Below are 21,330 nucleotides of genomic sequence, written 5' to 3'. Positions count from 1 at the left end.
GGGTCAGGCGCTCCGGGGGACGACCCCGAAGTGGCGCCGGGCCGTCGAGACGGCGAGGTCCTGCACGGCGAACACCGTGAAGTAGTAGGCCTGCGGGGCCGTGCCGGGGGCGAACCGCACACGGAACGCGACGTCCTCGGCCTGTCCGCCGGGGAGCTTGAGCCTGGTGGTGGCCGGCTCCACGGTGGTGTCCTCGCGCAGGTAGGTCGGGACGAAGAGCCCCAGCCGGACCGGGCCGGAGCGGGCCGCGGTGACCGTGGCCCGGACCTCCAGCACCCCGCCCTGTTCGACCTCGTCCGCGGCGTGGGCGAGCAGCGCGGGAGCGTCCGGGACCCGGAAGGTGACGTCGCCGCACCGCATGCAGACGGCGCAGGTGGTGTCCAGGATCTGCGGGAGCAGCCCGCGCCGGGTGAACTCCTGCGCGGGGCGGCCGCAGTGGCAGGTGACCTCCCGGACCTGCGGGTCCAGGCTGCTCCGGTCCCCGAAGTGCGCCGGGTAGTTCATGAGCTCGGTCTCGGGGTCGGCCGCGACCTGCTCGGTGATCACGTGGTCGAGGGACTGCAGGTCCGCCGTGAGCGAGGCGTGGATCTGTTCGGGCGACTGGTCGGCGAGATGCGTGGGCCGGGCCACCCAGAGGTCCACCTTGCGGGCCAGTTTGGTCAGCCGGGGCCGGAGCGGGTGGTTGTGCGGCAGCAGGTCGGACGCGAGGTAGGCGGTCAGCCGCCGGCCCACGGTGAGCAGCAGCGCGTCGGGCCGGTGGTCCGCCGGGGCCGGGGGCGGCGGGGTGTCCTCCGGTGCGCCCGGCAGTCCGAACCGCATGAAGGCCGGGTAGGGGTGCGAGCCCGCCAGACTGGCGTTGAGGGTGTCGACGGAGTCGGCGCCGAGGAGGGCGCCGTGCATCCAGGCGACGTTCTCCGGCCGGTCGGAGTCGTGCACCGACACGGCCGACACCACCGTGCGGGCCGGGCCGTCGAGCGCGTTGAGCAGCAGCTGGTACTTCGGGTCGTACAGGGCGAGGTCCGCGAGCGGGCCGCTGTTGCAGGCGCTGAGCACCACCTCGACGGCCTCCACCCGGTTGAGGGGCACCAGCTTGTCCTCGGGCTTGTAGCAGGGGAGTCCGTACGCGCAGCGCGGGCCGAGCAGTCCGGGCACGGCGCGGGCCGTGCCGTTGAGGCCGCAGATGGTGAACTCGCCGAGGTTGACGCTGTCGTCCTTGCCGTGCCCCTGGAAGGCCACCCGCCGCCACCGGGTGCCGAGGATCTCCGCCTGGATGTCCGAACGCTCGAAGTCGCGGTCGTCGAAGACCTGGACGCCGGGCAGCCGCGGGGGCCGGTCGGTGTCGGTGAACAGGCCCAGCGCGTCGACGTCGAGGGCCGGTTCCGCGTACTGCTTGGCCACGTTCCAGACCACCGAGTCGCCGTCCCGGCCGCTCAGCAGCGTCAGCCCGTGCCGCGGGCCGCGGTAGGTGGCCATCAGCAGGGCCCGGACGGGGTCGAGGGTGAGCCGGTCGTAGCAGCCGACGACCAGCAGCGAGCCGGCGTGCCGGGCCCGGAACGCCGGGAGGTCCGCCAGTTCCTCCTCGGACACCCAGGTCCGGGCGAGCGGGCGGGCCAGCTCGGCGAGCCCCGCGGGCAGGTCGGCCGCGCCGAGGACGACTCCGACGTCCAGCGGGTGGGGTCGCCGCAGGCCGCCGTACAGCCGGCCCGCGAGCTCGACACCGGCTGCCAGGTCGGCGCGGTCCTCGGTCGCGACGGGCACCGGCGAGAGTTCCGGGGCATCCAGGAACTCCCGGACGGCCTGGGGTAATTGCTGCCGGGTGACCTGGCGGAACAGGGGCTTCGGCGCGGACGGCCCGTCGGGCCGCCGGTCGGTGAGGGCTGTACTCATGAGGGACCACCTCGGGTCGTCCGCGCCGGGAGGGCGGGAGGGAAGGGAGCGGCTCGGGGCACGAGCCGACGACGGGTGAACGGGTCGACGGGCCGGCGGAGGCGGGAGCGCCTGCGTGGCCGGAGGGAGCCGGGGGGACGGTGCGGGCCGGGGGGACGGCCGGGACTGCGGGGCCGGCGGGGGCTCCGCGGACCGCGGGCCCCGCACGGGTGGCGCGGTCCGCACAGGCCGGCGGGGCCGGAGGGGCCGGACCGGCGGCCGACCACGGGGGTCGCGGGCCCGGCCGTCACGCCGCACACTCCACCAGCGGGGCCGGCCGACGGGCCAGCAACCCCCGGCAGGCGAAGGCCAGTCCGGCGGCGGCCAGGGCGGTGCAGGTCGCCACCGCGAAGACCGCCCGCGGCCCGAACGGGTCCATCAGCAGGCCGCCGACCTGCTGGCCCAGTGCGTCGCCCAGGACGGTGGCGAGCGACGCCCAGGTGAACGCCTCCGCCAACGACCGGCCGTCGGCGATGGCGCTCACCAGGGTCATCTCACTGGCGGACACCAGGGCGATGGGCGCGCTGCCCACCGCGAGGGCCAACGCCAGGCCCACCTGGGAGCCGGCGAGCAGCGTCAGCCCCGTCCCGAGGGCGTACGCCAGCAGCAGGCGCGGGAAGCGCACCTGGGGAGGCACCCGGGACTGCGAGCGGCCGAGCCAGAGGGCGCCCAGGGCGCTGCCGATCCCCCAGCACGCGTACACCACGCCCGCACCGCCGGGGGCCCCGTGCCGGGCGACGAAGGCCGGGATCGCCAGGGTCAGCAGCCCGACGGGCACCGCGGAGACGGCCATGACGGCCGCCAGCGCGAGCAGGGCCGGTTCGCGCAGCGGACCCAGCAGGCCGCCCCGGTCCTTCGGGCCGCCCGGGTCCTTCGGATCGTTCCCGCCACCCGGGCCACCCGGGCCGTCCGGGCCGTCCGGGGCGGACGCCTCGGCGCCGTCGGTGCCGGGGGGCAGCCGGGTGTGCGCGAGCCCCAGCGTGCCCAGGCCGCCGAGCACCGCGACCGTCGTCAGCGCCAGGCCCGCCGAACCGACCAGCATCAGCGCCGCCAGCATCAGCGGCGCGCCGATCACCAGGACTTCGGTGAGCAGGGCCTCCCAGAGGTAGGCCGTCTCGCGCTCCTCCTCCCGGAGGGGCAGCCGCGCCCAGAGCGAGCGCATGCAGGCGTTCGCCGGCGGCAGCACCACCCCGGCGACGACCGCCACCACCGGCTGCGCCCACCCGCCGGGGCGGGTGACCCAGACCAGGACGGCGAGCGCCGCCGGGTACGCGAGAGCCGTGGCGGTCAGCACCGTCGCACGCCCGCGCCGGTCGAGGCGGCGGGCGATCAGCGGACTGCCGAGGGCCATCCCGAGGGTGTACAGCGCGGCGACCAGACCGGCCTGGGCGTAGCTGCCGCCCTGCTCACGGACCGTCAGCACGACGGCCAGCGACATCAGGTAGACCGGCAGCCTGGAGACGACGCTCCACCAGGCCGCGCCGGCCACCCGGGGTCGGGTGAGCAGGTCGAGGAAGCGACGGGGCAGGCCGCTGGTCACGTGGTCGGTCTCCGTTCCGTGGCCGCCCGGGGGCGGCGGGGTCGGTGGTGCGGCCCCTGCCCGCGGACGACGCGAGCGAGGCGGGTGGTGCGGGTATTGCGGGTGGTGCGGGTGGCACTGCTCGCGCGCGCGTGGGATCAGAGCGGGACGGGGTCGGTCTCCCGCTCCGGCAGCACCTCGATCGTGAACCGGTCGAGCACCTCGCGCATCCGGGCCTCCACCTCCTCCACCGACCCTCCCACGACATGGGCGTAACCCGAGGCGTTGTGCGACGCCCGACGGGCCGTCACCGCGTCACCGGCGGCGACCTTGAGCACGGCGTCGACGACCCCCGGCATCCCCAGGATCTCCTCGCGGGACGTGATCCGCCCGACCCTGCCGGACCCGGGCAGCGGCAGCAGCAGGTCGCCCGCACAGCGGCGCTCCCGGTAGGCGAGGTCCGGGCGGCGGCCGAGGTAGACCGCCAGGGTGGCCCCGAACACGTCGAAGCCGTACGCGTGGCCGTGGTTGGCGGGGATCTCGCAACCCGCGAGCCGCACGCCGATCTCCCCCGCGTACACCTCGCCGTCGATCAGGAAGAACTCCATGTGCGCGTACCCGTGGTCGACGCCCGTCCCGGTGACGATGCGCTGGACCAGCGCCCGCAGGTCGACCGGCGGGCCGTCCCCGGTGCCGACGCTGATGTTGGCGTTCATCGCCCCGTCGACGATGTCCAACGGGCGGCAGGGCATCGCGCTCGGCCACGCGTCCAGGACCTCGCCGTCGAGGATGAGCGCGCACACCTCCCACTCGGTGCCGCCGAGGTGCTCCTCCACCATCCAGTTCCGCGCGCCGAGGTCGATCCCCGCGAGGTCGCCCGGCCCGGTGAGCCGGTGGGTGTCCACGCAGGCGAACGAGTCCACCGGCTTGAGCACCACCGGCCAGCCGTGCCGGGCGGCGAACCGCCCGACCTCCTCGGCCGACCGGACCCGCGCGAACTCCGCCGTCCGCAGGCCGAGTTCACGGAAGCGCTCCTTCATGGCGGCCTTGTCCCGGACCAGGACCACCTGCTGTTCGGTCAGGTGCGGGAGGCCCGCCAGCTCCGCGAACCGCTGGGCCACCGCCTGCCGGGGCTCCGACGGATTGCAGAACCGGCTCGGGGCCGTCGGCAGCCCGGCCGCCCACTCCCGGTAGCGCTTCGCCTCCTCCTGCGCCGGCACGTCCTCGCGCACCCAGAAGGCGGGCAGGTGCGCGGTCTCCAGCAGGTAGTCCTCGGGCAGGTCCGGCGCCGTCCCGGCGAACCTCAGCAGGACCAGCCGGCCGGCCAGCTCCCGGGCCGCGTAGCGGGTGAACGAGGACGGCCGGTCGTCCACCATCAGCAGCACCTCGGCGTCGGTCACACCGCCTCCAGCGCCTGACGGACGGCCTTGGCCGCGAGGGCCTGCTCCTCCTCGGACAGTTCCGGGGAGAGCGGCACGCACAGGGTGCGGTCCAGGAGGTCCCTGGTCCGTGCGAAACCGTCGCGGCTGAGCGCGAGCGGGCCCTCGGGCGCGTGGTTCCACGGAAAGCCGTCGCGGTAGAGCGAACGCCGGCCGGTGAGCACCGGGTGGTCGGGCAGCAGGTACTTCCCGAGCGTCCAGTTGGCGATCCCCGCCGCGGTGAGCGCCGCCACCGAGGCGTCCCGCAACTCCCTGCTCTCGCACCGGAACCGCAGGCTGACCTTCACGTCCCCGGCGGCCCGGGGCCGCACCACCAGGTCGGACCGGTTCGGCAGCTCGGCCATGGCGATGGCGTACATCCGCTCCAGGCCGGCGAGCAGCTCGTCGAGGTGCCGGAACTGCTGGCACTGGACGGCCGCGACCTGCTCGCTGGTCACGAAGTTCTCGCCGAAGTGGGCGTCCCGGTTCCACGTCGGGTAGTGCCCCGGCACCCGGGCCGAGCCGTGGTCGTGGTAGCGGCGCATGGTCGCCCAGGCGTCCTCGTCGTTCGTGACGAGCAGCCCGCCCTCGCCCGAGGTGAGGACCTTGTTGTGGTGGAAGCTGAACGTCCCCGCGTACCCGGCCGTCCCGACGTACCGGCCGTCGGGGAACCGGGCACCGAGGGACTGGGCGCAGTCCTCGACGAGGTACGGCACACCCACCGGCAGGGGTGCCACGGTGCCCTCCATGTGGGCCGTGATCACCCGCTGCGCGTCGGGCGGCAGCAGGGTCGGGTCCATCGAGAGCGAGTCGTCGGCGTCGACCAGCACCGGGACCAGACCGCAGGACAGCACCGCGCCGGCCACCGCGACGAAGGTGACCGCCGGGATGTGGACCAGGTCGCCGATGGCGGGCCGGGTGGAGATCAGCGCCAGCCGCAGCGCCTCCGTGCAGTTGTGGACCGCCAGGGCGTGGCCCGCGCCCAGCCGCTCGGCGACGCTGCGCTCCAGCCGGGAGGCCATGCTCTCGGTCTCGGTCTGGTAGCGGAACAGGACCTGGTGCTCGATCACCTCCTGCAGCTCCGCCATGTCGGACCAGTCGAGGTAGTTCGCTCCGTAGGGCAGGAAGCGCTGCCCGAGCCGCTTGTCGAGAGAGGTCATGGGGTGTCTGACTCCGTGATCGGCTGCGCCGTACCGTCGACGACCATCTCCTGGCCTCGGTAGTTGCGGAGCAGCAGGCCGTCGGGGGTGGGGGTGTAGGAGGGCTGCGCGATGGGGATCTTGCCGATCTTCGTCGTCAGCACGTACTGGGGGACGCCGAACCCGGTGATGTGGCCCTGGAGGCCGGCCATGATCTCCCAGCCCTTCTCCACGGACGTCATGAAGTGCGAGACCCCGGTGACGTTGTCGCAGTGGTAGAGGTAGTAGGGCCGGACCCTGATCCGCAGCAGCTCGGTCATCAGGGTGCGCATGGTGTCGACGTCGTCGTTGATCCCGCGCAGCAGCACCGTCTGGTTCCCGACCGGGATCCCGTGCCGGAGCAGGCGGTCCACGGCCGCCGCGGCCTCCGGGGTGATCTCCTTCGGGTGGTTGAAGTGGGTGTTCAGCCAGACCGGGTGGTACCGGGCGAGCATCGAGCAGAGCCCCTCGGTGATCCGCTGCGGCAACAGCACCGGGAACCTGCTGCCGATCCGGATGATCTCCACGCTGGGGATCGCGCGGAGCCCGGCGATGATCTCCTCCAGCTTGCCGTCCTGGTAGGACAACGGGTCGCCGCCGGTCAGCAGCACGTCCCGGATCTCCGGGTGGTCCGCGATGTACCGCAGGTCCTCGTCGTACGAGCCGCCCTCGTCGTCGCGGAAGTAGGTGCCCTCGACGTCGGTCGTGTGGAACTTGCGCGTGCAGTGGCGGCAGTAGACCGGGCAGGCCTCGGTGACCAGCATGATCACCCGGTCCGGGTACTTGTGCACCACCCGGTTGGTCTTGCGGTAGAAGGTGTCGCCGACCGGGTCGACCTCGGCCCCGGGGAACTCCATCAGCTCGCCGAGCGCCGGCACCGCCTGCAGCCGGACCGGGCAGGCCGGGTCGTCCGGGTCCATCAGCGACGCGTAGTAGGGGGTGACGCTCCAGCGGTACTTGCCCGCCACCCCGGTGATGGCCTTCTCCTCGTCGACGCTGAGGTTGATCCACTGCCGGGCCTTGTCGGCGGTGGTGATGCGCCGGCGCATGTGCCAGCGCCAGTCGTCCCAGTCGGTCTCGGGGACCCTGGGGCGGATCAGTTCGGGGCGGGTGGCAGCCGTGGGTTCGCGGAGGGTGTCGGACATGGCGGCTCCAGCACGAGGCGGGCGACGTGGGCGAGGGGGGCGGTACCGGCGTGGCCGGACCGGCGGGCTGACGAGGTGACGGGACGGACCGCTGCGGCGAGCTCACCGCGGGGCGCGCTCGGGGGCGGCGGGTTCACCGCGCGGGGGCGCTCACGGTGGGGCGAGCGCGAGCTGGCGGACGGTGCGGGCGACGCGCTGTGCGCCGCGCAGGTCGTCCAGGGCCGGATCGAGCAGGTGCCAGGGCCCCGCCGCGGTCGCCTCGGACGGCTCCCACAGGCCGGGGTCGTCGGGGTCCTCCGCCGTCGGCAGGGGCAGGACCGCGGCGACCCGGGCGGCCAGGTCCCGCTGGGCGGGCCCGAGCGGTGGCAGCAGGGTCAGGGGAGCCCGGCGCGCCTGGGCGAGGGCCAGCACCCCGAGCACCGGCGAGGCGAGGAACACGGCGGCCCCGGCGTGCAGCGCGTCCGGGTCGACCTCGGAGGCCCGGTCCACCCGGAGACCCGGGCGTTCCGCGCGGCCCTCCAGGGCGGACCGCAGGAGGTCGAGCCCGGTGTCGGCGACCACGGTGCAGCTTCCGGTGCGCCGCAGCGCGGCGTCGGCGAGCTGCGGCAGCGGTCCGGTGGCGAAGGCCTCCGCGTCGGCGTCCGGCACGCCCCAGAGGGACAGCAGCAGGAGGGTGCCCGAGCGCGTCCGGCTGCGGCCGGTGCGGTGCGGCGCGAGGACCCCGGTCGGGCGGGCGGCCCCGGCGGCGGGCCCGGACCGCGGCAGCCACCCGGGCCGGTGGGTCCGGCCGAGCGCCCGTTCCGGCGGCGCGTCGGCGGCGGACGGCCCCGGATGGCCCGACGCCAGGTGCACCACCGGAACGCCCAGGGCCAGCAGCCGCTCGGTGGCCGCCAGGTCGTCGCAGACCAGTGCCACGACGGGTGGCGGGTCGGGGTCCGGCCCGTCCACCCGGTGGAGGTCCCCGAGGTGGGCCGCCACCCGGCGCAGGGCGAGCGTCGAGTCCAACTGGCCCTCCCGGGCCCTCAGCAGCACCCCGGGGCCGCACGGGGCACGGCCGTCCGGAGCGTGCGGGGCCGACCGGACCTCCGCAGCCTGCGAAGTCTCCACCGACGAGGTCTCCGCAGCCGGCGGGGCGGTCTCCGGACCGGAGGTCAGTAGTGCCACGGTCCCACCGTCCCGAGCCGGGCCACGTCGTCGCTGTAGCCGGCGGCCGTGGTGGAACACCCGCTGCACACCTCGGGGCCGCGCTCGCGGAAGTAGTCGGCGTGGGACCGGAAGACCGGGGTGTCCAGCCGGATCACCCCCTGCTCCCGCAGCGGTGCGCCGCCGGGCCCGTCGTCACCGTCCCGGTGCGGGATGCAGCTGCACGCGTACATCCGCCCGTACTTGCCGTCGACGTAGATGACGTCGTCGGCGACGTGGCACAGCGGCTCGGCGGCGCGCGGGGTGACGGACCGGGTGAAGTACCGCTCCTGCTCCTCCGGGGTGTCGCCGTAGAAGCGCTTGCCCATCGGGACCAGCACGGCGTCCGGGTCCGCCTCGTAGAGCGGATCACAGACGGTGCGGACGTGGTCGGCGTCGGGGTAGGTGACGGTGCGGTCGAGCTTGAGGGCGGACAGCTCCCACTGCTGCACCCCCGCCTCGGTCAGGACCTGTTGCAGCTGCGGCATCTCGGTGTAGTTGTGCGGCCCGACCACGGTGTTGACCCTGGGCAGGACGCCGAGCGCGGCGGCGTCGCGCAGGCCCTGCAGCCCGCTGTCGAACATGCCGGGGGACCGCCGGTAGACGTCGTGGGTGGCACCGGAGGAGCCGTCCAGGCTGACGATCACCTGGGCCAGGCCGGCCTCGGCCAGCCGGGCGGCCTGCCGGGGCAGCAGCGAGCCGTTGGTGATCAGGGACATCCTCATCCCGGCGGCCGTCCCCGAGCGCACCAGCTCCACCACGTCCGGGTGCATCAGCGGCTCCCCGCCGGTGAACCGGACGTACCCGACGCCGGCGTCCCGGGCCTTGGGCAGCAGGTCGTCGAAGTCCTCCCGGGAGAACCGGAACGTGTCGCGGGAGAGGGCGAACTCGCACATGAAGCAGTCGGCGTTGCAGGCTTCCAGGATCCTGATGAAGAGGTAGCGATCACGTGCACGCACGGGGCGGGACCTTCCAGGCGGTTCACGGGACGGAGGCGGGGCGGGGTCGAGGGCGGACGGAGCAGGGGCGGGGACGGCCGGACCCGGCCGCCGGGTCAGGTGGACGGGTGCGCCGCGTCCAGGACTTCGAGCAGGGCGTCGGCCACCTGGGCCGCGCCTCCGGTGCCGACCGCGGTCGTGAGCGCGCCCCAGTCCTCGACCTCCGCGGACCGGCGCAGCGCCTCCAGGACACCGTCCCGCAGGACGCGCCCGACGGCTCGGTGGTCGTCGCCCCGGGCCGCCGCCTCGATCGCGCCGTAGATCAGCTCCAGGGCGTGGTCCTCCCCCTCGGAACGCAGCGCCAGCGCCTCGTCCTCGGCGAGCACGTCCTTGGGCCAGGGCACCCGGAGCCGGGCGTCGAGCGCCTGGCTGTGGTAGCGGCCGTTGAAGATCTGGCTGAGGTTCTGCGGCGGCAGGCAGATCGTGGGGACGTTCAGGCCGCCGGCCTCCAGCAGGGTGGTCAGGCCCGGCGAGGTGAGCAGGACGTCGCTCGCGGCCAGGCGCTCCAGGAACGCCCCGTGGCCGAGCGGGCCGGTGGTCGTCCGCGGCGGGGCGATCGACGCGTCGACCAGCCGGCCCGCCAGGTCGGCGGGCAGGTTCCCGGCGATGTGCACCTCCTCGACGCCGTGGGCGGCGAGGGCTTCCAGGACGGCCGGCACGACCAGGCGCGGGTAGTTGCCCGGATCGCCGAGTCGCGGGGCCCGCAGCCCGCCCAGGCTGATCAGCGCCCTGCGGTACGGGCCGCCGGTACGCCGCCCGCCCGCGGGCCCCCCGGCGGCACGCGCGGACCCCAAGGCGCTCGGCGCGGCGATGACCGCCTCGACCCAGCGCAGGGCCCGGGCGCCGGCGAGAACGTCCAGGCACTCGGACGGCAGCTCGACGCTCCGCTGCGCGCAGTACACCGTCGTGTCCAGCGGCAGGGCGTCCCGGTCGCCCTCGGACCAGAGGAAGGGCAGGCTGTCGACGAACACCGTCGGCACGCCGGCCGCCAGCAGCGCCTTCGCGGCCGCGCCGTCCAGGACGACCACGGCGGCCCGCACACCCTGCGAGCGGACGATCTCCCGGACCGCCGCGGCCAGCCGCTCCGGATCGGCCGGCAGGTCGTACCAGCCGTCCACCGTGTGCTCGGCGAGCAGCGGCCGGCCCAGCCCGGAGGCCAGGCCCACGAAGCGCAGCGGCGTCGTCGGGCGGCGCCGCAGCGCGGAGAGCACGGCGCTGAGCTTCCCCGAACTGCCCCATCCGAATTCGGCCCCCACGAGCGCGACGGTGGCGGGGCCGGACCCCGGGGCGGGGTTCTCGGCGGGCGCAGCGACATCGGACGGCATCGGTTGTCTCCCGCATTCCTGAAAAGGCCGGCAGGGTTGGCACCGGGACATCCGCCGCACGCGTGCACGGAGCAGCCCCGGGAGGGATCACGCACCCCACCGTGCGGTCGACGCGGCGAGGCTTCCTTCGACCACAACCGTTACGCATACGGCCGACCGGCACAAGGGCCCGATTCGGCATTCATGCTCACGAGTGAATATCCCGATCTGGCGACTAACTATCATCCGAAGATCGGGAGTTGATGATCTCTCAGGGATAGCAGCGCGCCCCGTGCGGTGATCGGGTCGCTGGTTCACTCCTGCCGGGTCGCGGGATCCGGTGGAACCGTTGCTGCCGGCAGCCCGGGTGCGGCCGCAGGGCGGCGGGACCGCGAACCTGGGCGACGATGCGGCGTTCGCAGCGGTCGTGGACCTCCGGATGAAGCACGACCCGGAACAACTCCCGTACCACCGCCCCCGCGAGGTCCACGCGGCACGGTGCGGCGGGCGAACAGCCAGGGCGCACCCGGGGCCGGAAAGGCCATCACCGCCACGACCTCCCCGAGCCGAGCCGAGGCACATCGGGATCCGCCGCGCCACGGAATGATCAACCATTCGAGTGACATCGCGGTCCGACGGCTCTGACCGCATGACCCACCGGCCCTCCGGGTGCAAGTATTTGGTTCGCATCCGGACGATCGCCCCAGGGCGCAGGCATCCCCGCGGCCGGTCATGCGTGGCACGATCATCCGCCACTGGGGTCCCGTCCACGCCGAACGCCCCTCGCCTCGCCGTCCTGCACCTCCAGCAGCTGCGGAACAGTGAATCCGAAGCATGAATCGGCCGATCGGCGACGCCCTCGGCGCTCTAGAGGGTCCGACGAACCGCATCCGTCGCACGCAACCAAGGAGTCCGCAATGAAGCGAATCAAGCCCTCCCCTCCGGCGATCAACACTTTCTACGAGCAGGCCGGAAAGCTGGTCTCAGACGCCCTGGAGAAGCACGACATGAAGCCGATTCAGATCGGCAGCGGCGGCGAGTTCCCGTACAGCTACGCGACTCCTGACGTCAACTTCTACCTGAAGACCTGGGAGTACCTCAACCGAAATCTCGAGGAAGTAAAGGACACTGATCGGCTGGCGTTCGGCGAGCCCCTGACCAACCAGTACCTGAAGTACTACAACCTCCTCGGCTACCAGCTCTCCGCCGAGGACAGCAAGAAGCTCGACGCCGCCAAGGAAACGGCGCAGGAGGTCAGCTCGGAGCTCGTCAAGGAATACGAGCGCCTGTACGGCAAGATCACACCAGAAATGATGACGAAGGCCGAGGTCGCCAACAAGCAGGACTATATCCTCGACTACAAGGTCAACTCGTGGGCCAAGAACGGGCACTTCGTGCTGAGCGACGAGACCCTGGACAACCTGGAGGACTTCCTGCCCAAAATGCCGAGCTCCGCTCGGGTTCTCATTCCGCTGATCGGAAAATCCCTGCAGCCGTACCTGGCGGTGAGTGGAATCGTCAATCGCATCTACCAGGCCGACAGTGAGATCAGAAACGTCAAGAAGAACGCCGAGCATCCCAACGAAGCGAACAACGGGGTCATCACCGAGGACGATCACAGGAAGACCGCCTACCATGCGGGAATCGACGTCGAACCCGGCCCCAAGCAGATCGACACCCGACTGAAGGGTGACAACAAGGTCTCGGTTCACCTGAGTTTCAGCAACTTCGCGGAGAAGGAAGCCGACCTGCAGATCGAAGGCCAGGCCGGGGGCAGAATCAATCTCTTCTCGGTCCTGACGATCAGCACCGAATCCGGTACCAGCTACTCCCTGCACGAGCTGAACACCTCTTTCGAGGAGTGTTCGGTCACACTGACCTACGGAGGGCCCACCGCCGTCTACATCAAGCCCCGGCCCTACCAGGTGGACAGTGCCACCGGCTGGTTCTACCTGTCACCGATCAAGGACGCCATCGACAACGGCCCGGATCCCACCAAGTCCGGCTTCGTCATGACGCCCTACCCGAGCGACGGCGGCATCAAGGTACTGCAATATCTGGTCATCAGTCGATTCCCGTCCTTCAGGATCAGCTACAGCCGCGGCTCGACCAGCGAATCCCTCGAAAAGCTGCATTCCGAGAGCAGCGTCAGCGTCAACCTCTTCGGCATCCCGCTCGGCTCGGCCGGGTACGAGTACAAGTCGACCTCACTGGAAAAGCGCAGCGAGAACGAGGGCTTCGACATCGTCTTCGAGACACCCATGGACGTGACCGGCAACATCCTCGACCGCCGGGCCCACGTCATCGGCGGTGGCATCACCTCCCTGACCCCCTGACCTGCGATGCCCGGCGGTCCGTCCGCCGGGCGCGCCGGGCGACGGTGCCGTCCGGTCCTCGCCGCAGGACCGGACGGCACCGTCACGCACTCCTCCCCCCGCCGCACGCCGAGATCGATCACCGTCAAGCCCCCGCCACCAAGCCGTCTAAGGAAGCATCGTGAAGCCCACCCCTGATCTTCTGGCCGCCACCAAAGCCTTCCATGATGAAGTAGCGAAGGGCGTCGCCGCTGCCCTCTCGAAGCCGGCGATGAGAGCATTCGACCTCGGCACGAAGAACCTCCCGTACCACTACCTCACCCCCAACAACAACTTCTATTCCGCCACCTGGGAGTTTATCGACCACAACATCTCGGCGACCGTCCGAGGCGAGGGGCTGACCGCCGGGGAGCCTCTCACCGAACGCTATCTGAAATACCTCAGGGCCCTGGATTTCGCGTTCTCGTTCTCCGATTGGAAGAAGGTCCACGAGGTAGCCGAAAAGGCCGGTCAGGCGACCGTCGACCTGGTAATGAAGTATGAGGCAACAATCTCTGCCATCACTCCTGAAGATTTGCGTCGAGCCCGGGTCGAGGAGAAGGTCGAGTACATCCTCGTCGACCGGCTGAACGCATGGTCCGAGTCAGGTGCATTCGAGCTCGACCAGGCCGTACTGGACAACTTGGAGAGCCATCTCCCGAAACTCCCGAAAGGCGCCAAGGTCCTGGTCGATCCGCTCGGCAAGGTCTTGAAACACTACCTCCCCGTCAAGGCGCTCATGAACGGGAGAACCCGCGCGCTCGGGCTGAGGGATATTCTCTTGAGAAACACCGGGCACCCTGAGGAGGGAAACGGCGGGATCTGCGTGGAGACCGCCACCGGGGAAACCTCCTATCGGGCGGGGTACGACATCGAGCCGATTCCCGAAAAGATTCACGAAAGCGTGAGGGCGGGCACGAAGCGAGTTCAGGTGAAGTTCGACCTCACTAATCCCAAGGGGGACTACGCCGACCTCTCGATCAATGGCCAGAAAGTCGGAAATGTTCCCGTAGTTGCTATTCTGGCGATCACCGGAGATTCCGCCGGGGTATCGCTCGGTCAGTTCAACACCACGCCCGCCGAATGCACGATGGAGATCGCATTCAAAGGGCTCACCACGGTCTACTGCAAGCCTCTCGCGTACCAGGCGGACAGCCATCAGGGCTGGTTCTACCTCGATCCCCTCAAGGACGCCTTGCGAGACGGCCCGGTTCCGACCAAGACAGGATCGACGCTCGATCCGCTCCCGCAGGACGACGGCATCAACGCACTCCAGGAACTGGCGATCAGCAGATTTCCGTCCATCGCGGTCAGCTACACCAGTGGGGCTGCCAGCCAGATCGTCGAGGATCTGAGGTCCGAACCGACCGTGGGCGTGAACCTCTTCGGCACCCCGATCGGCGCGGCCGGCTACTCCTACAAGGTCACGTCATTCCATGACCATGGCAGCAATAAAGGCTTCGATATCGTCTTCGAAGCCCCCTTCGAGGTCGGGAGTCTCCTCGACCGACAGGCGCACGTCCTTGCCGGAGTGGTCAAGAGCCTGAGCTCCCAAGGAGCTTAGTACCACCTGGAAGTAGCGGCGAAGGCCATCCAAGGAGGAAGTCATGGCGGGTAATCTTGTACTGAAGGATATTTCTCAGAGCGACCTAAACGCCGCCGAAAGGGCGGCGGCCACCGGGGTTTCGTGGAGCAAGGTCCACCACAAGGACATCCCCTGGGACGCGAAGTCACGCGCAGATCTTGAAACACTGCTGTCGGGAAGAGCCCTCAAGGATCGAAGCAGCCTGCCCCCGCACCGATACCTCACGTTCTCACTCGCGGACACCAGGACAACCGAGGCCCGGGCCGATATCGAGAGGTTCCTCCTCAAGCCCGACCCGATCCCTTCATGGATGTACAAAGGACCCGGTGGACTTGTTCTTCCTTACGGGGACAAGCTGAACGAGTCCTACACATACGGAACAGAAAAACTCACGGCACAGAAGTCGTGGAACAACGGGAATCTCCACCAGGCCCTGCACATCCAGTACCTGAGTGGATCCCTGATCGTCGAGGTCTACTACCTGAGCGGGAGAGAGATCAAGTGACGGCCTGGCGTCACCGCGTGAACGGCCGGTCCTGCAACAGCACTCACGGTGAGGACAGTTCAGGTCCGACGCCGTGCGGCGGCGAACAAGCCCAGAGGTCAGCGCGGTCGGCCACGCCGGCCGCATCGGCCACGCCGCTCGCCGCGTCGGGTCAGACGGTCGGCTTCCACCCCAGCAGGGGGGCGAGCCGGGTCGCGATGTCGGTGAGGATCTGCACGTAGTCCTCGTGGCCGAAGGTGAACGGCAGCGCGAAGACGGCCTCGTCGACCTCCCGGAACGCGGCGTGCGCGTAGAGCTGTTCGGCGATCTCCTCGGACGTCCCGACCAGGTCCGGCGCGAACATCACGCGTGCCGGACCCTGCGGGGAGGTGGTGCGCGGGAGCCGGTTCAGGGCGTACTCCCGGTACTTGGCGCGCTGTTCGGCCGAGGCGCCGTCGGTGGGGATGACCACGAGTCCCTGGGAGACCCGGGCGCGCGCGCCCTCGGGGTGGTGGGCGCGGAAGGCCTCGATCTGCGAACGCTGGATCTCGGCGAAGTCCTCCGCCTCCTCCGCCCGCACCACGTTGCTGGTCAGCAGGCTCAACCCCTGCTCCCCCGCCCACCGGGCCGAGCGCAGGCTCCCGCCTCCGTACCAGATGCGGCTCGCCAGGCCGGGCGCGACCGGCTGGACCCGGTCCGAGAACACCTCGATGCCCTCGACGCCGCTGAAGTCGGTGGCCGGCTCGCCCTTGACGAAGTCCAGCAGCCGCCGTACCCGCTCGTAGCCGAACTCCTCGGCCTCGGCGGTGTCCGGGTACAACGCGGGGGCGACCTGGTCGAAGTGGCCGGGCCGTCCGACACTGATGCCGGGGTTGAGCCGGCCGCCGGACAGGATGTCGGTGGTCGCGAGGTCCTCGGCCAGCCGCAGCGGGTTCTCCCACCCCAGCGGGATGACCGCGGTGCCCAGCTGGATGCGCCGGGTGCGCTGCGAGGCCGCCGCCAGCACGGCGACGGGCGAGGATATCCCGTACTGGAGGTGCCGGTGTCGCACCCAGGCGCTGTCGAATCCCAGCTGCTCGCCGAGCTCGATGAGCTGGAGCGTCGACTCGTGACCCCGGCCGGGGTCGGCGGGGTCGAACAGCCCGATGGTCAGGAACCCCAGCTTGCGAAGGGGCTGCGAGGGCAGCGGCACCGGTTCCTCCGTTTCCGCGACGGGCTCGGCACGGAGCGGCGCGGTTCGACTGTCACGACCCGGGGACCGATCGCCGGGCGTCCGACCCACACTCACACGTGGGCCGGAGGCGATCAAGTGCCGCACGGGTAACGCCATCGGGGGCAACACGCCCGTGACGTCGCCGCAGCAGTCGGCCGCGCGCCGGCGCCGCGCGGCGTCCGTCAGTCCGCGGTGCGGAACAGCGGCTTGCCGGCGTGCAGCCGACGGCAGATCCGCCGGTAGCTCGGCCGCCCCAGCTTGGGCGGCCGGCCCTCCCGGGCCCGTTTCGCACCCCCGTCGTACAGCTGCGGGACGAGGATCTCCCGCGCGGCCCTGAGCTGTTCCCGGGTCGGGTCGTAGGAGTCGATCTCGACCTCCAGCTCACCCGTGCCGTAGGAGGAGGACTTGTCGCTCAGCACCAGCGCCCGCCCGTGGACGGCGCCCGCCACCTCGAAGACGAAGTCGTTGTAGTGGCCGCAGACCATGCCCTCGGCCCGCAGGTCTCCCCCGACGTACACCGAGCCCCAGGAGACGAGGTCGCGCACGACGAGGTCGCCGAGGACGACCAGCAGGCCGATGCGGGAGACGTAGTCGTCCACGAACCCGTGCACCACGAGGTCGCCGTCGACGATCAGCGCGACGTCGTGGTCGAGGTCCTCCGGCACGACCAGGTCGCCGTGGTGGACGTACCAGCCGTAGTCGGGGTCGTCGAGGTAGTCGGCGATCTGGGTGTGCCGGCCGATGCGCTCGGCGTACGCGCCGGCGTCGGACAGGCGGTCGAACCGGGCCCGCCAGTCGGAGGTGGTCAGCACGGGTTCCCCGTCTCCCCTCGTGCGGCCGCGCGCAGGGTCCGGACCTCCAGCAGGTCGCGGGCCTCGGCGGCGTGGTCGTCGTCCGAGCACCCGGCGATCGCGGCGAGCACGGGCACCGGAAGCTCGGGGTTCTCCATCATGGTCGAGCAGTACCGGTTCTCGGCGGCCCAGCCGAGCAGGACGTCGCGCGGGGCGGCCGGGTTCCTCGCGAGGTCGTCCAGGTCGTGGCCCTCGGGCGACAGGGCGGCCGCGCGGGCGTACTCCGCCAGCGCCTCGGGCGGGACGTGCCGGTTGGCGACCGCCCGGCTCAGGTAGTAGACCGGGCTCCCGACCATCGCGGCGAGGACCTGCTCCGGCGGTTGCGTCCCGACCGCCCGCTCGATCCGGTCGAAGCTCGCCCGTTCGGCCTCGCCCTCGACGTTCCGCCCGCTGTAGTCGAGCGCGAAGCCGATGAGGAGGTCGGCCGGCCAGTTCGGCTGGGACATCGCGTTCCCCTCGTGGAAGTACGGGTTCAGCTCCAGCGCGTGCAGGCGGCGCAGCGTCTCGGGCGGGGTCGCCGGGTGGCCGAGGACGGCGTGGACGAGGCGGCGGCGCTCCTCCCGCTCCTCGGGGTCGGGCTCCCGGCCCGCGGCGGTGTCGTCGGCGGCGAGCCCCGCCAGCGTGTCGGCGAGGCGGGTGAGGGCGGCGGGCGGGGCGAGGCGGTTGTCGGAGAGTTCCGCCAGCACCCTGCGGTCGGGATCGGCCGCGAGCGCGGTCAGCTGCGCGACGGGGGTGTACCAGTTGTCCGCCGCCGCGGCCCGCACCCGCGGGTCGGGGTCCTCGGCGAGCCGGGCGAGCGAGACGGGGTCGTGGTTGCGCCACCGGGTGGCGACCAGCGCGCGGACGGCCGGGTCCGGGTCGCCCGCGAGGGTGTCCAGCACCGGTGCCAGGTCGCGGTGCCCGCGGCGTTCGACGGCCGTGCGGCGCACCCTCGGGTCCGGGTCGGCGAGGTCGGCGGCGCTGCTGCGTCCGAGGGCCGTCAGGACGCGGCGCACGCGCGGGTCCGGGTCCCCGGCCAGCGCGTCGAGTTCCTCGGGCCGCGCACCGACCCGGCGGGCGACGGTCAGCCGGACGTCCGCGCACGGATCGGCGACCAGGACGGCGGCCACCGAGCGGGGCAGCTTCTCGCGCGCGGCGAGTGCGCGGCGCACGGCGACCGCGGGGTCGGCGGCGAGCGCCTTCACCGCCCGCCGGGGCGTGGCACGGTGCACGGCGGCGGCCCGCCGCACGCCTTCGTCGGGGTGGGCGGAAAGCCGGGCCAGCCGTGCGGGAGCGGTGGCCGGCTGCGCGGCCAGCGCGCGGGCGACGGGTGTCCACCGCGGCACGTCACCGCCCGCCTCGGCCCGCACGGCGAGTTCCTCCGCCAGGTCGGCGGGCAGGCCGATCCGGGACGCCACGATCCGCGCGAGCGCGGGGTCGGCGGCCAGCTCGCGCAGCCGCGCCGGCGGCGTCGCGCGGCGCCAGGCCTCGTCCACCAGCAGATCCGCCGTCATCCCGCCCCCTCGTCCTGCCCGTTCCGGGCCGCCGTGCGGTGTCGGCCCGGCCGCTGCCGGGCCACCGTCCGGCCACGGGGCAAAGCCTCGCACGTACCACCGACACCGCCGGCACCACCCTCCTCGACGGCCCCGCCGGGCTCCGGCAGGCCCGGTCGGACCGTGAGCGGTTCGTTCAAGACCGCGGGCGTCGCCGCTCCGAGACTGCTCGCATGACCGAGCACACGACCCGCCGAACGACCGACGAACCCTCGGCCGGCCACGCCGCCGACCCGACGACCGGACGGGCGACCGGGGAGGCGACCGGCCGGGCCTTCACCCCCGCCACGGGCCGGTTCGCCCCGGTCCGCTTCTACGACCCCCTGATCGCCCTGACCCGGGAGCGGCTGTGGCGCGGGCTGCTGGCCATGCACGCCGCGCCGCGGCCCGGTGACGTGATCGTCGACGTGGGCACCGGCACCGGCTCACTGGCCCTGCTGCTCAAGCGGGTCGAGCCGCGGGCGAGGGTGGTCGCCGTCGACCCCGATCGCGAGGTGCTGGCGCTGGCCCGGCGCAAGGCGAAGGCCGCCGGTGCGGACGTCGAGTGGCGGGTGGGCATGGGCGACGCGCTGGCGGACGTCCTCGATCCCGGCTCGGCGGACACCGTCGTCTCCGGCCTGGTGCTCCACCAGTGCCCCCTCGCGGTGAAGCGGTCCGTCCTCGCGTCGATGTCCGAGGCGTTGCGGCCCGGCGGGAGGCTGGTGATCGCCGACTTCGGGCTCCAGCGGACGCCGCTGATGCGCCTCGCCTTCCGGATCGTGCAGCTGGCGGACGGGAAGGAGGACACCCAGCCCAACGCCGACGGCGTCCTGCCCGGGCTGATCTCGGAGGCCGGCTTCCGGGACGTCCGCGAGGCCGAGGTGGTCTCGACGGTCAACGGTTCGATCTCCGTCCTCGTCGCCCGGCGGGGCTGACGGCCGCAGCGCGAGCAGGACGGCGGAGGGGGTGAAGCCGATCATCTCGCGCATCTGCCGGCTGAGGTGCGCCTGGTCGGCGAAGCCGCCCGTGATCGCGGCGTCGGCGAGCGACTGCCCCTCCCGCATGGCCTCGGCCGCGCGGGCCAGCCGCCGCCAGATGCGCCAGCGGGCGAGCGGCAGGCCCAACTGCAGCCGGGCCAGGGCCCGCAGGCGCTGGGGTGAGAGTCCGACCCGGGCGGCGAGGTCCGGCATCGGCAGGCTCCGGTCCGCCAGCAGGTCCAGCGCCGCCGACAGCCGGGGGTCGAGCCGGCTCGACGGCCGCCCGTCGGCCGGTCGCAGGTCTGCCTCGCGGAGGTCGCGCAGCTCGGACGCCTCGGTGACGCCGGCACCGCAGCGGTCGCGCAGCCGGTCGGCGAAGGCGCAGTGCGGGTCGACGAAGAGCGTCCGCAGGTGCGGCACCGCGAGCAGGCGGTGCCGCACCATCGGCGGGACGAGCAGCGCCTCGGCGCGGTGGCGGACGCCGTCCGCGTCGACCATGGCGACCTCGCCCTCGACGGCGACGGCGATCTGGAAGGCGGCGTGCCGGTGCAGGGTGCTGTCGGATGCCGCCGGTCCCTGGAACCACGCGTACCCGTGGCCGACCGCGAAGCCCCGCACCGGTTCCCTCCCTGCCCCCATGTCCCCGATCCTGCCAGCCGGTTGACGCCCCGGCGAGGTCGGCCCCGGCACCACGGGCCGACCTCGCCCCCGACCACCGGATGGTGGGCGGACCGGTCAGGGGCAGTGCTTCCAGGCGAGGTGGTAGACCGTGTTGACGCTGCCGTCGGTGGAGTCCATGGTCATGAAACTGGTGGTCTTGGTCGTGTCCGAGGTACCCGCGCTGACCCGGATCTCGGTGTTGATGTTGAAGTTGCGGAGCTCGCCGCAGGGCGACCAGACCAGGGCCGCGACGGCGACGGTGTCGGTGGCCTGCCAGCTGTCGTCGAGCGCCCCGGTGAACCGGTGGCTGAGCGAGGCGGTCTCGGGCGAACCCTGGAAGTAGTAGCTGGCCTTCTGGACGGCGCTCGCGCCCTTCTCCAGGTGGGCGAAGCCGCGGTAGTCGGCGGAGGCGATCGCGTAGGTGAAGCCCTGCGGGACGTGGACGTTGAGGTTCAGCTGACAGTTCTTCCGGAAGTCCGTCGGCTTCGAACCCACGCCGACCTGGGCGACGTACTGGCTGTAGGTCACGGTGAAAGCGGTGTTGTCCGGGGAGATGGCGACCGCGGCCGAGCCGGCCGGGCACCCGGAGCCGTTGACGGTGGCGACGTCGATGACGATCTTGTCCGGCGGCGGCGTCGTCCAGCCGGAGGCGCCGGCGGTGCCGGCCAACGGGGTGGCGAACAGGACCGCGGCGGCGCCGCCGACGGCCATGAGGCGTACGGTCACGGGAGTTTCCTTCCGTCCGGCCGCCGGGCTCCCGGTCACGCACCCCCACGGGCGGACCCGACCGACGGCTTTGTCACGTACATGTCAGCACGCTGAGTACGGCCCGTACAGGGGCGCGACCGGGCGCACCTCAGAGCGCCGGAGCAGCCACCCCGGCGCTCGTCCGCAGGTTCACGCCGGGCCCCGCCCAAGGGCGCACCACCCCGCCGCCGGGGGGGGGGTTGCTGAAAAACCCCCGCCCAACACCCACACACGATCGCCAGAGAGTATTGTCCCGAAATAAAAAAATAAGAGAAAGG

At 72.1% G+C, this 21,330-nt stretch carries 16 protein-coding genes and 1 pseudogene; 4 read left to right on the top strand and 13 right to left on the bottom strand.

Features of this window, described 5'->3' with window-relative positions; translation table 11 throughout:
- Nucleotides 1-3 precede the first annotated feature (3 nt).
- From ACFWOG_RS02960 to ACFWOG_RS02925, 8 genes are all read right to left on the bottom strand, one after another.
- Complete coding sequence (locus ACFWOG_RS02960; RefSeq protein WP_329951350.1) at nt 4-1,887, bottom strand: hypothetical protein; 1,884 nt, start codon at nt 1,885-1,887, stop codon at nt 4-6.
- 286 nt (nt 1,888-2,173) lie between these two features.
- Nucleotides 2,174-3,466, bottom strand: a complete 1,293-nt coding sequence (locus tag ACFWOG_RS02955) for an MFS transporter (protein WP_329951349.1) — start codon at nt 3,464-3,466, stop codon at nt 2,174-2,176.
- A gap of 137 nt (nt 3,467-3,603) precedes the next feature.
- The gene (locus ACFWOG_RS02950; RefSeq protein ID WP_329951348.1) at nt 3,604-4,845 is read right to left on the bottom strand and encodes an ATP-dependent carboxylate-amine ligase; all 1,242 of its coding nucleotides are present in this window, start codon (nt 4,843-4,845) and stop codon (nt 3,604-3,606) included.
- The gene (locus tag ACFWOG_RS02945; RefSeq protein ID WP_380354089.1) at nt 4,842-6,023 is read right to left on the bottom strand and encodes a DegT/DnrJ/EryC1/StrS family aminotransferase; all 1,182 of its coding nucleotides are present in this window, start codon (nt 6,021-6,023) and stop codon (nt 4,842-4,844) included. Before ACFWOG_RS02945 ends, ACFWOG_RS02950 begins: the two co-directional genes overlap by 4 nt.
- Nucleotides 6,020-7,186, bottom strand: a complete 1,167-nt coding sequence (gene blsG, locus ACFWOG_RS02940; RefSeq protein WP_329877012.1) for an arginine 2,3-aminomutase — start codon at nt 7,184-7,186, stop codon at nt 6,020-6,022. The genes ACFWOG_RS02945 and blsG overlap by 4 nt, the downstream gene beginning before the upstream one ends.
- Nucleotides 7,187-7,336: 150 nt before the next feature.
- The gene (gene blsF / locus ACFWOG_RS02935) at nt 7,337-8,350 is read right to left on the bottom strand and encodes a CGA synthase-related protein (RefSeq protein ID WP_329951346.1); all 1,014 of its coding nucleotides are present in this window, start codon (nt 8,348-8,350) and stop codon (nt 7,337-7,339) included.
- Nucleotides 8,338-9,327 (bottom strand): cytosylglucuronate decarboxylase, encoded by a 990-nt coding sequence (blsE, locus tag ACFWOG_RS02930; protein ID WP_329951345.1) that lies wholly within the window; start codon nt 9,325-9,327, stop codon nt 8,338-8,340. Before blsE ends, blsF begins: the two co-directional genes overlap by 13 nt.
- 95 nt (nt 9,328-9,422) lie before the next feature.
- Entirely contained in the window at nt 9,423-10,691 is a 1,269-nt protein-coding gene (locus tag ACFWOG_RS02925; RefSeq protein ID WP_380354085.1) for a hydroxymethylcytosylglucuronate/cytosylglucuronate synthase, read from the bottom strand.
- An 896-nt stretch (nt 10,692-11,587) separates the two neighbouring features.
- Here ACFWOG_RS02925 and ACFWOG_RS02920 point away from each other — a divergent pair.
- The 3 genes from ACFWOG_RS02920 (at nt 11,588) to ACFWOG_RS02910 (ending at nt 15,114) form a co-directional block, all read left to right on the top strand.
- Nucleotides 11,588-13,006: a hypothetical protein gene (locus ACFWOG_RS02920; protein ID WP_380354083.1), complete on the top strand. Its 1,419-nt coding sequence runs from the start codon at nt 11,588-11,590 to the stop codon at nt 13,004-13,006.
- A gap of 160 nt (nt 13,007-13,166) precedes the next feature.
- Entirely contained in the window at nt 13,167-14,588 is a 1,422-nt protein-coding gene (locus ACFWOG_RS02915) for a hypothetical protein (protein ID WP_380354080.1), read from the top strand.
- A gap of 43 nt (nt 14,589-14,631) precedes the next feature.
- The gene (locus ACFWOG_RS02910) at nt 14,632-15,114 is read left to right on the top strand and encodes a hypothetical protein (protein ID WP_380354078.1); all 483 of its coding nucleotides are present in this window, start codon (nt 14,632-14,634) and stop codon (nt 15,112-15,114) included.
- A 151-nt stretch (nt 15,115-15,265) separates the two neighbouring features.
- Here the strand turns inward: ACFWOG_RS02910 and ACFWOG_RS02905 are convergent, their stop codons facing one another.
- The 3 genes from ACFWOG_RS02905 to ACFWOG_RS02895 all read right to left on the bottom strand — a co-directional run bounded on the left by ACFWOG_RS02905 (nt 15,266) and on the right by ACFWOG_RS02895 (nt 18,650).
- On the bottom strand, nt 15,266-16,285 hold the full coding sequence (locus ACFWOG_RS02905; RefSeq protein ID WP_355402646.1) for an LLM class flavin-dependent oxidoreductase: 1,020 nt from the start codon (nt 16,283-16,285) through the stop codon (nt 15,266-15,268).
- Nucleotides 16,286-16,488: 203 nt separating this feature from the next.
- The gene (locus ACFWOG_RS02900; protein ID WP_355402648.1) at nt 16,489-17,118 is read right to left on the bottom strand and encodes a hypothetical protein; all 630 of its coding nucleotides are present in this window, start codon (nt 17,116-17,118) and stop codon (nt 16,489-16,491) included.
- Entirely contained in the window at nt 17,112-18,650 is a 1,539-nt protein-coding gene (locus ACFWOG_RS02895; RefSeq protein WP_380354075.1) for a hypothetical protein, read from the bottom strand. Before ACFWOG_RS02895 ends, ACFWOG_RS02900 begins: the two co-directional genes overlap by 7 nt.
- Nucleotides 18,651-18,862: 212 nt before the next feature.
- Here ACFWOG_RS02895 and ACFWOG_RS02890 point away from each other — a divergent pair, with 212 nt between their 5' ends.
- On the top strand, nt 18,863-19,603 hold the full coding sequence (locus tag ACFWOG_RS02890) for a class I SAM-dependent methyltransferase (protein WP_380354072.1): 741 nt from the start codon (nt 18,863-18,865) through the stop codon (nt 19,601-19,603).
- Between the two features lie 78 nt (nt 19,604-19,681).
- On the opposite strand, the pseudogene ACFWOG_RS02885 reads toward ACFWOG_RS02890, so the two are convergent.
- Nucleotides 19,682-19,858 (bottom strand): annotated as a pseudogene (locus ACFWOG_RS02885) (helix-turn-helix domain-containing protein); the annotation flags it as partial.
- 522 nt (nt 19,859-20,380) lie between these two features.
- A complete protein-coding gene (locus ACFWOG_RS02880) occupies nt 20,381-21,016 on the bottom strand; it encodes a DUF4360 domain-containing protein (protein ID WP_355402689.1) in 636 nt (211 codons plus the stop codon).
- Nucleotides 21,017-21,330 lie beyond the last annotated feature (314 nt).

The organism is Kitasatospora sp. NPDC058406 (assembly GCF_042722765.1).
GTDB lineage: Bacteria > Actinomycetota > Actinomycetes > Streptomycetales > Streptomycetaceae > Kitasatospora.
This window is presented reverse-complemented; position numbering and strand designations above follow the sequence as displayed.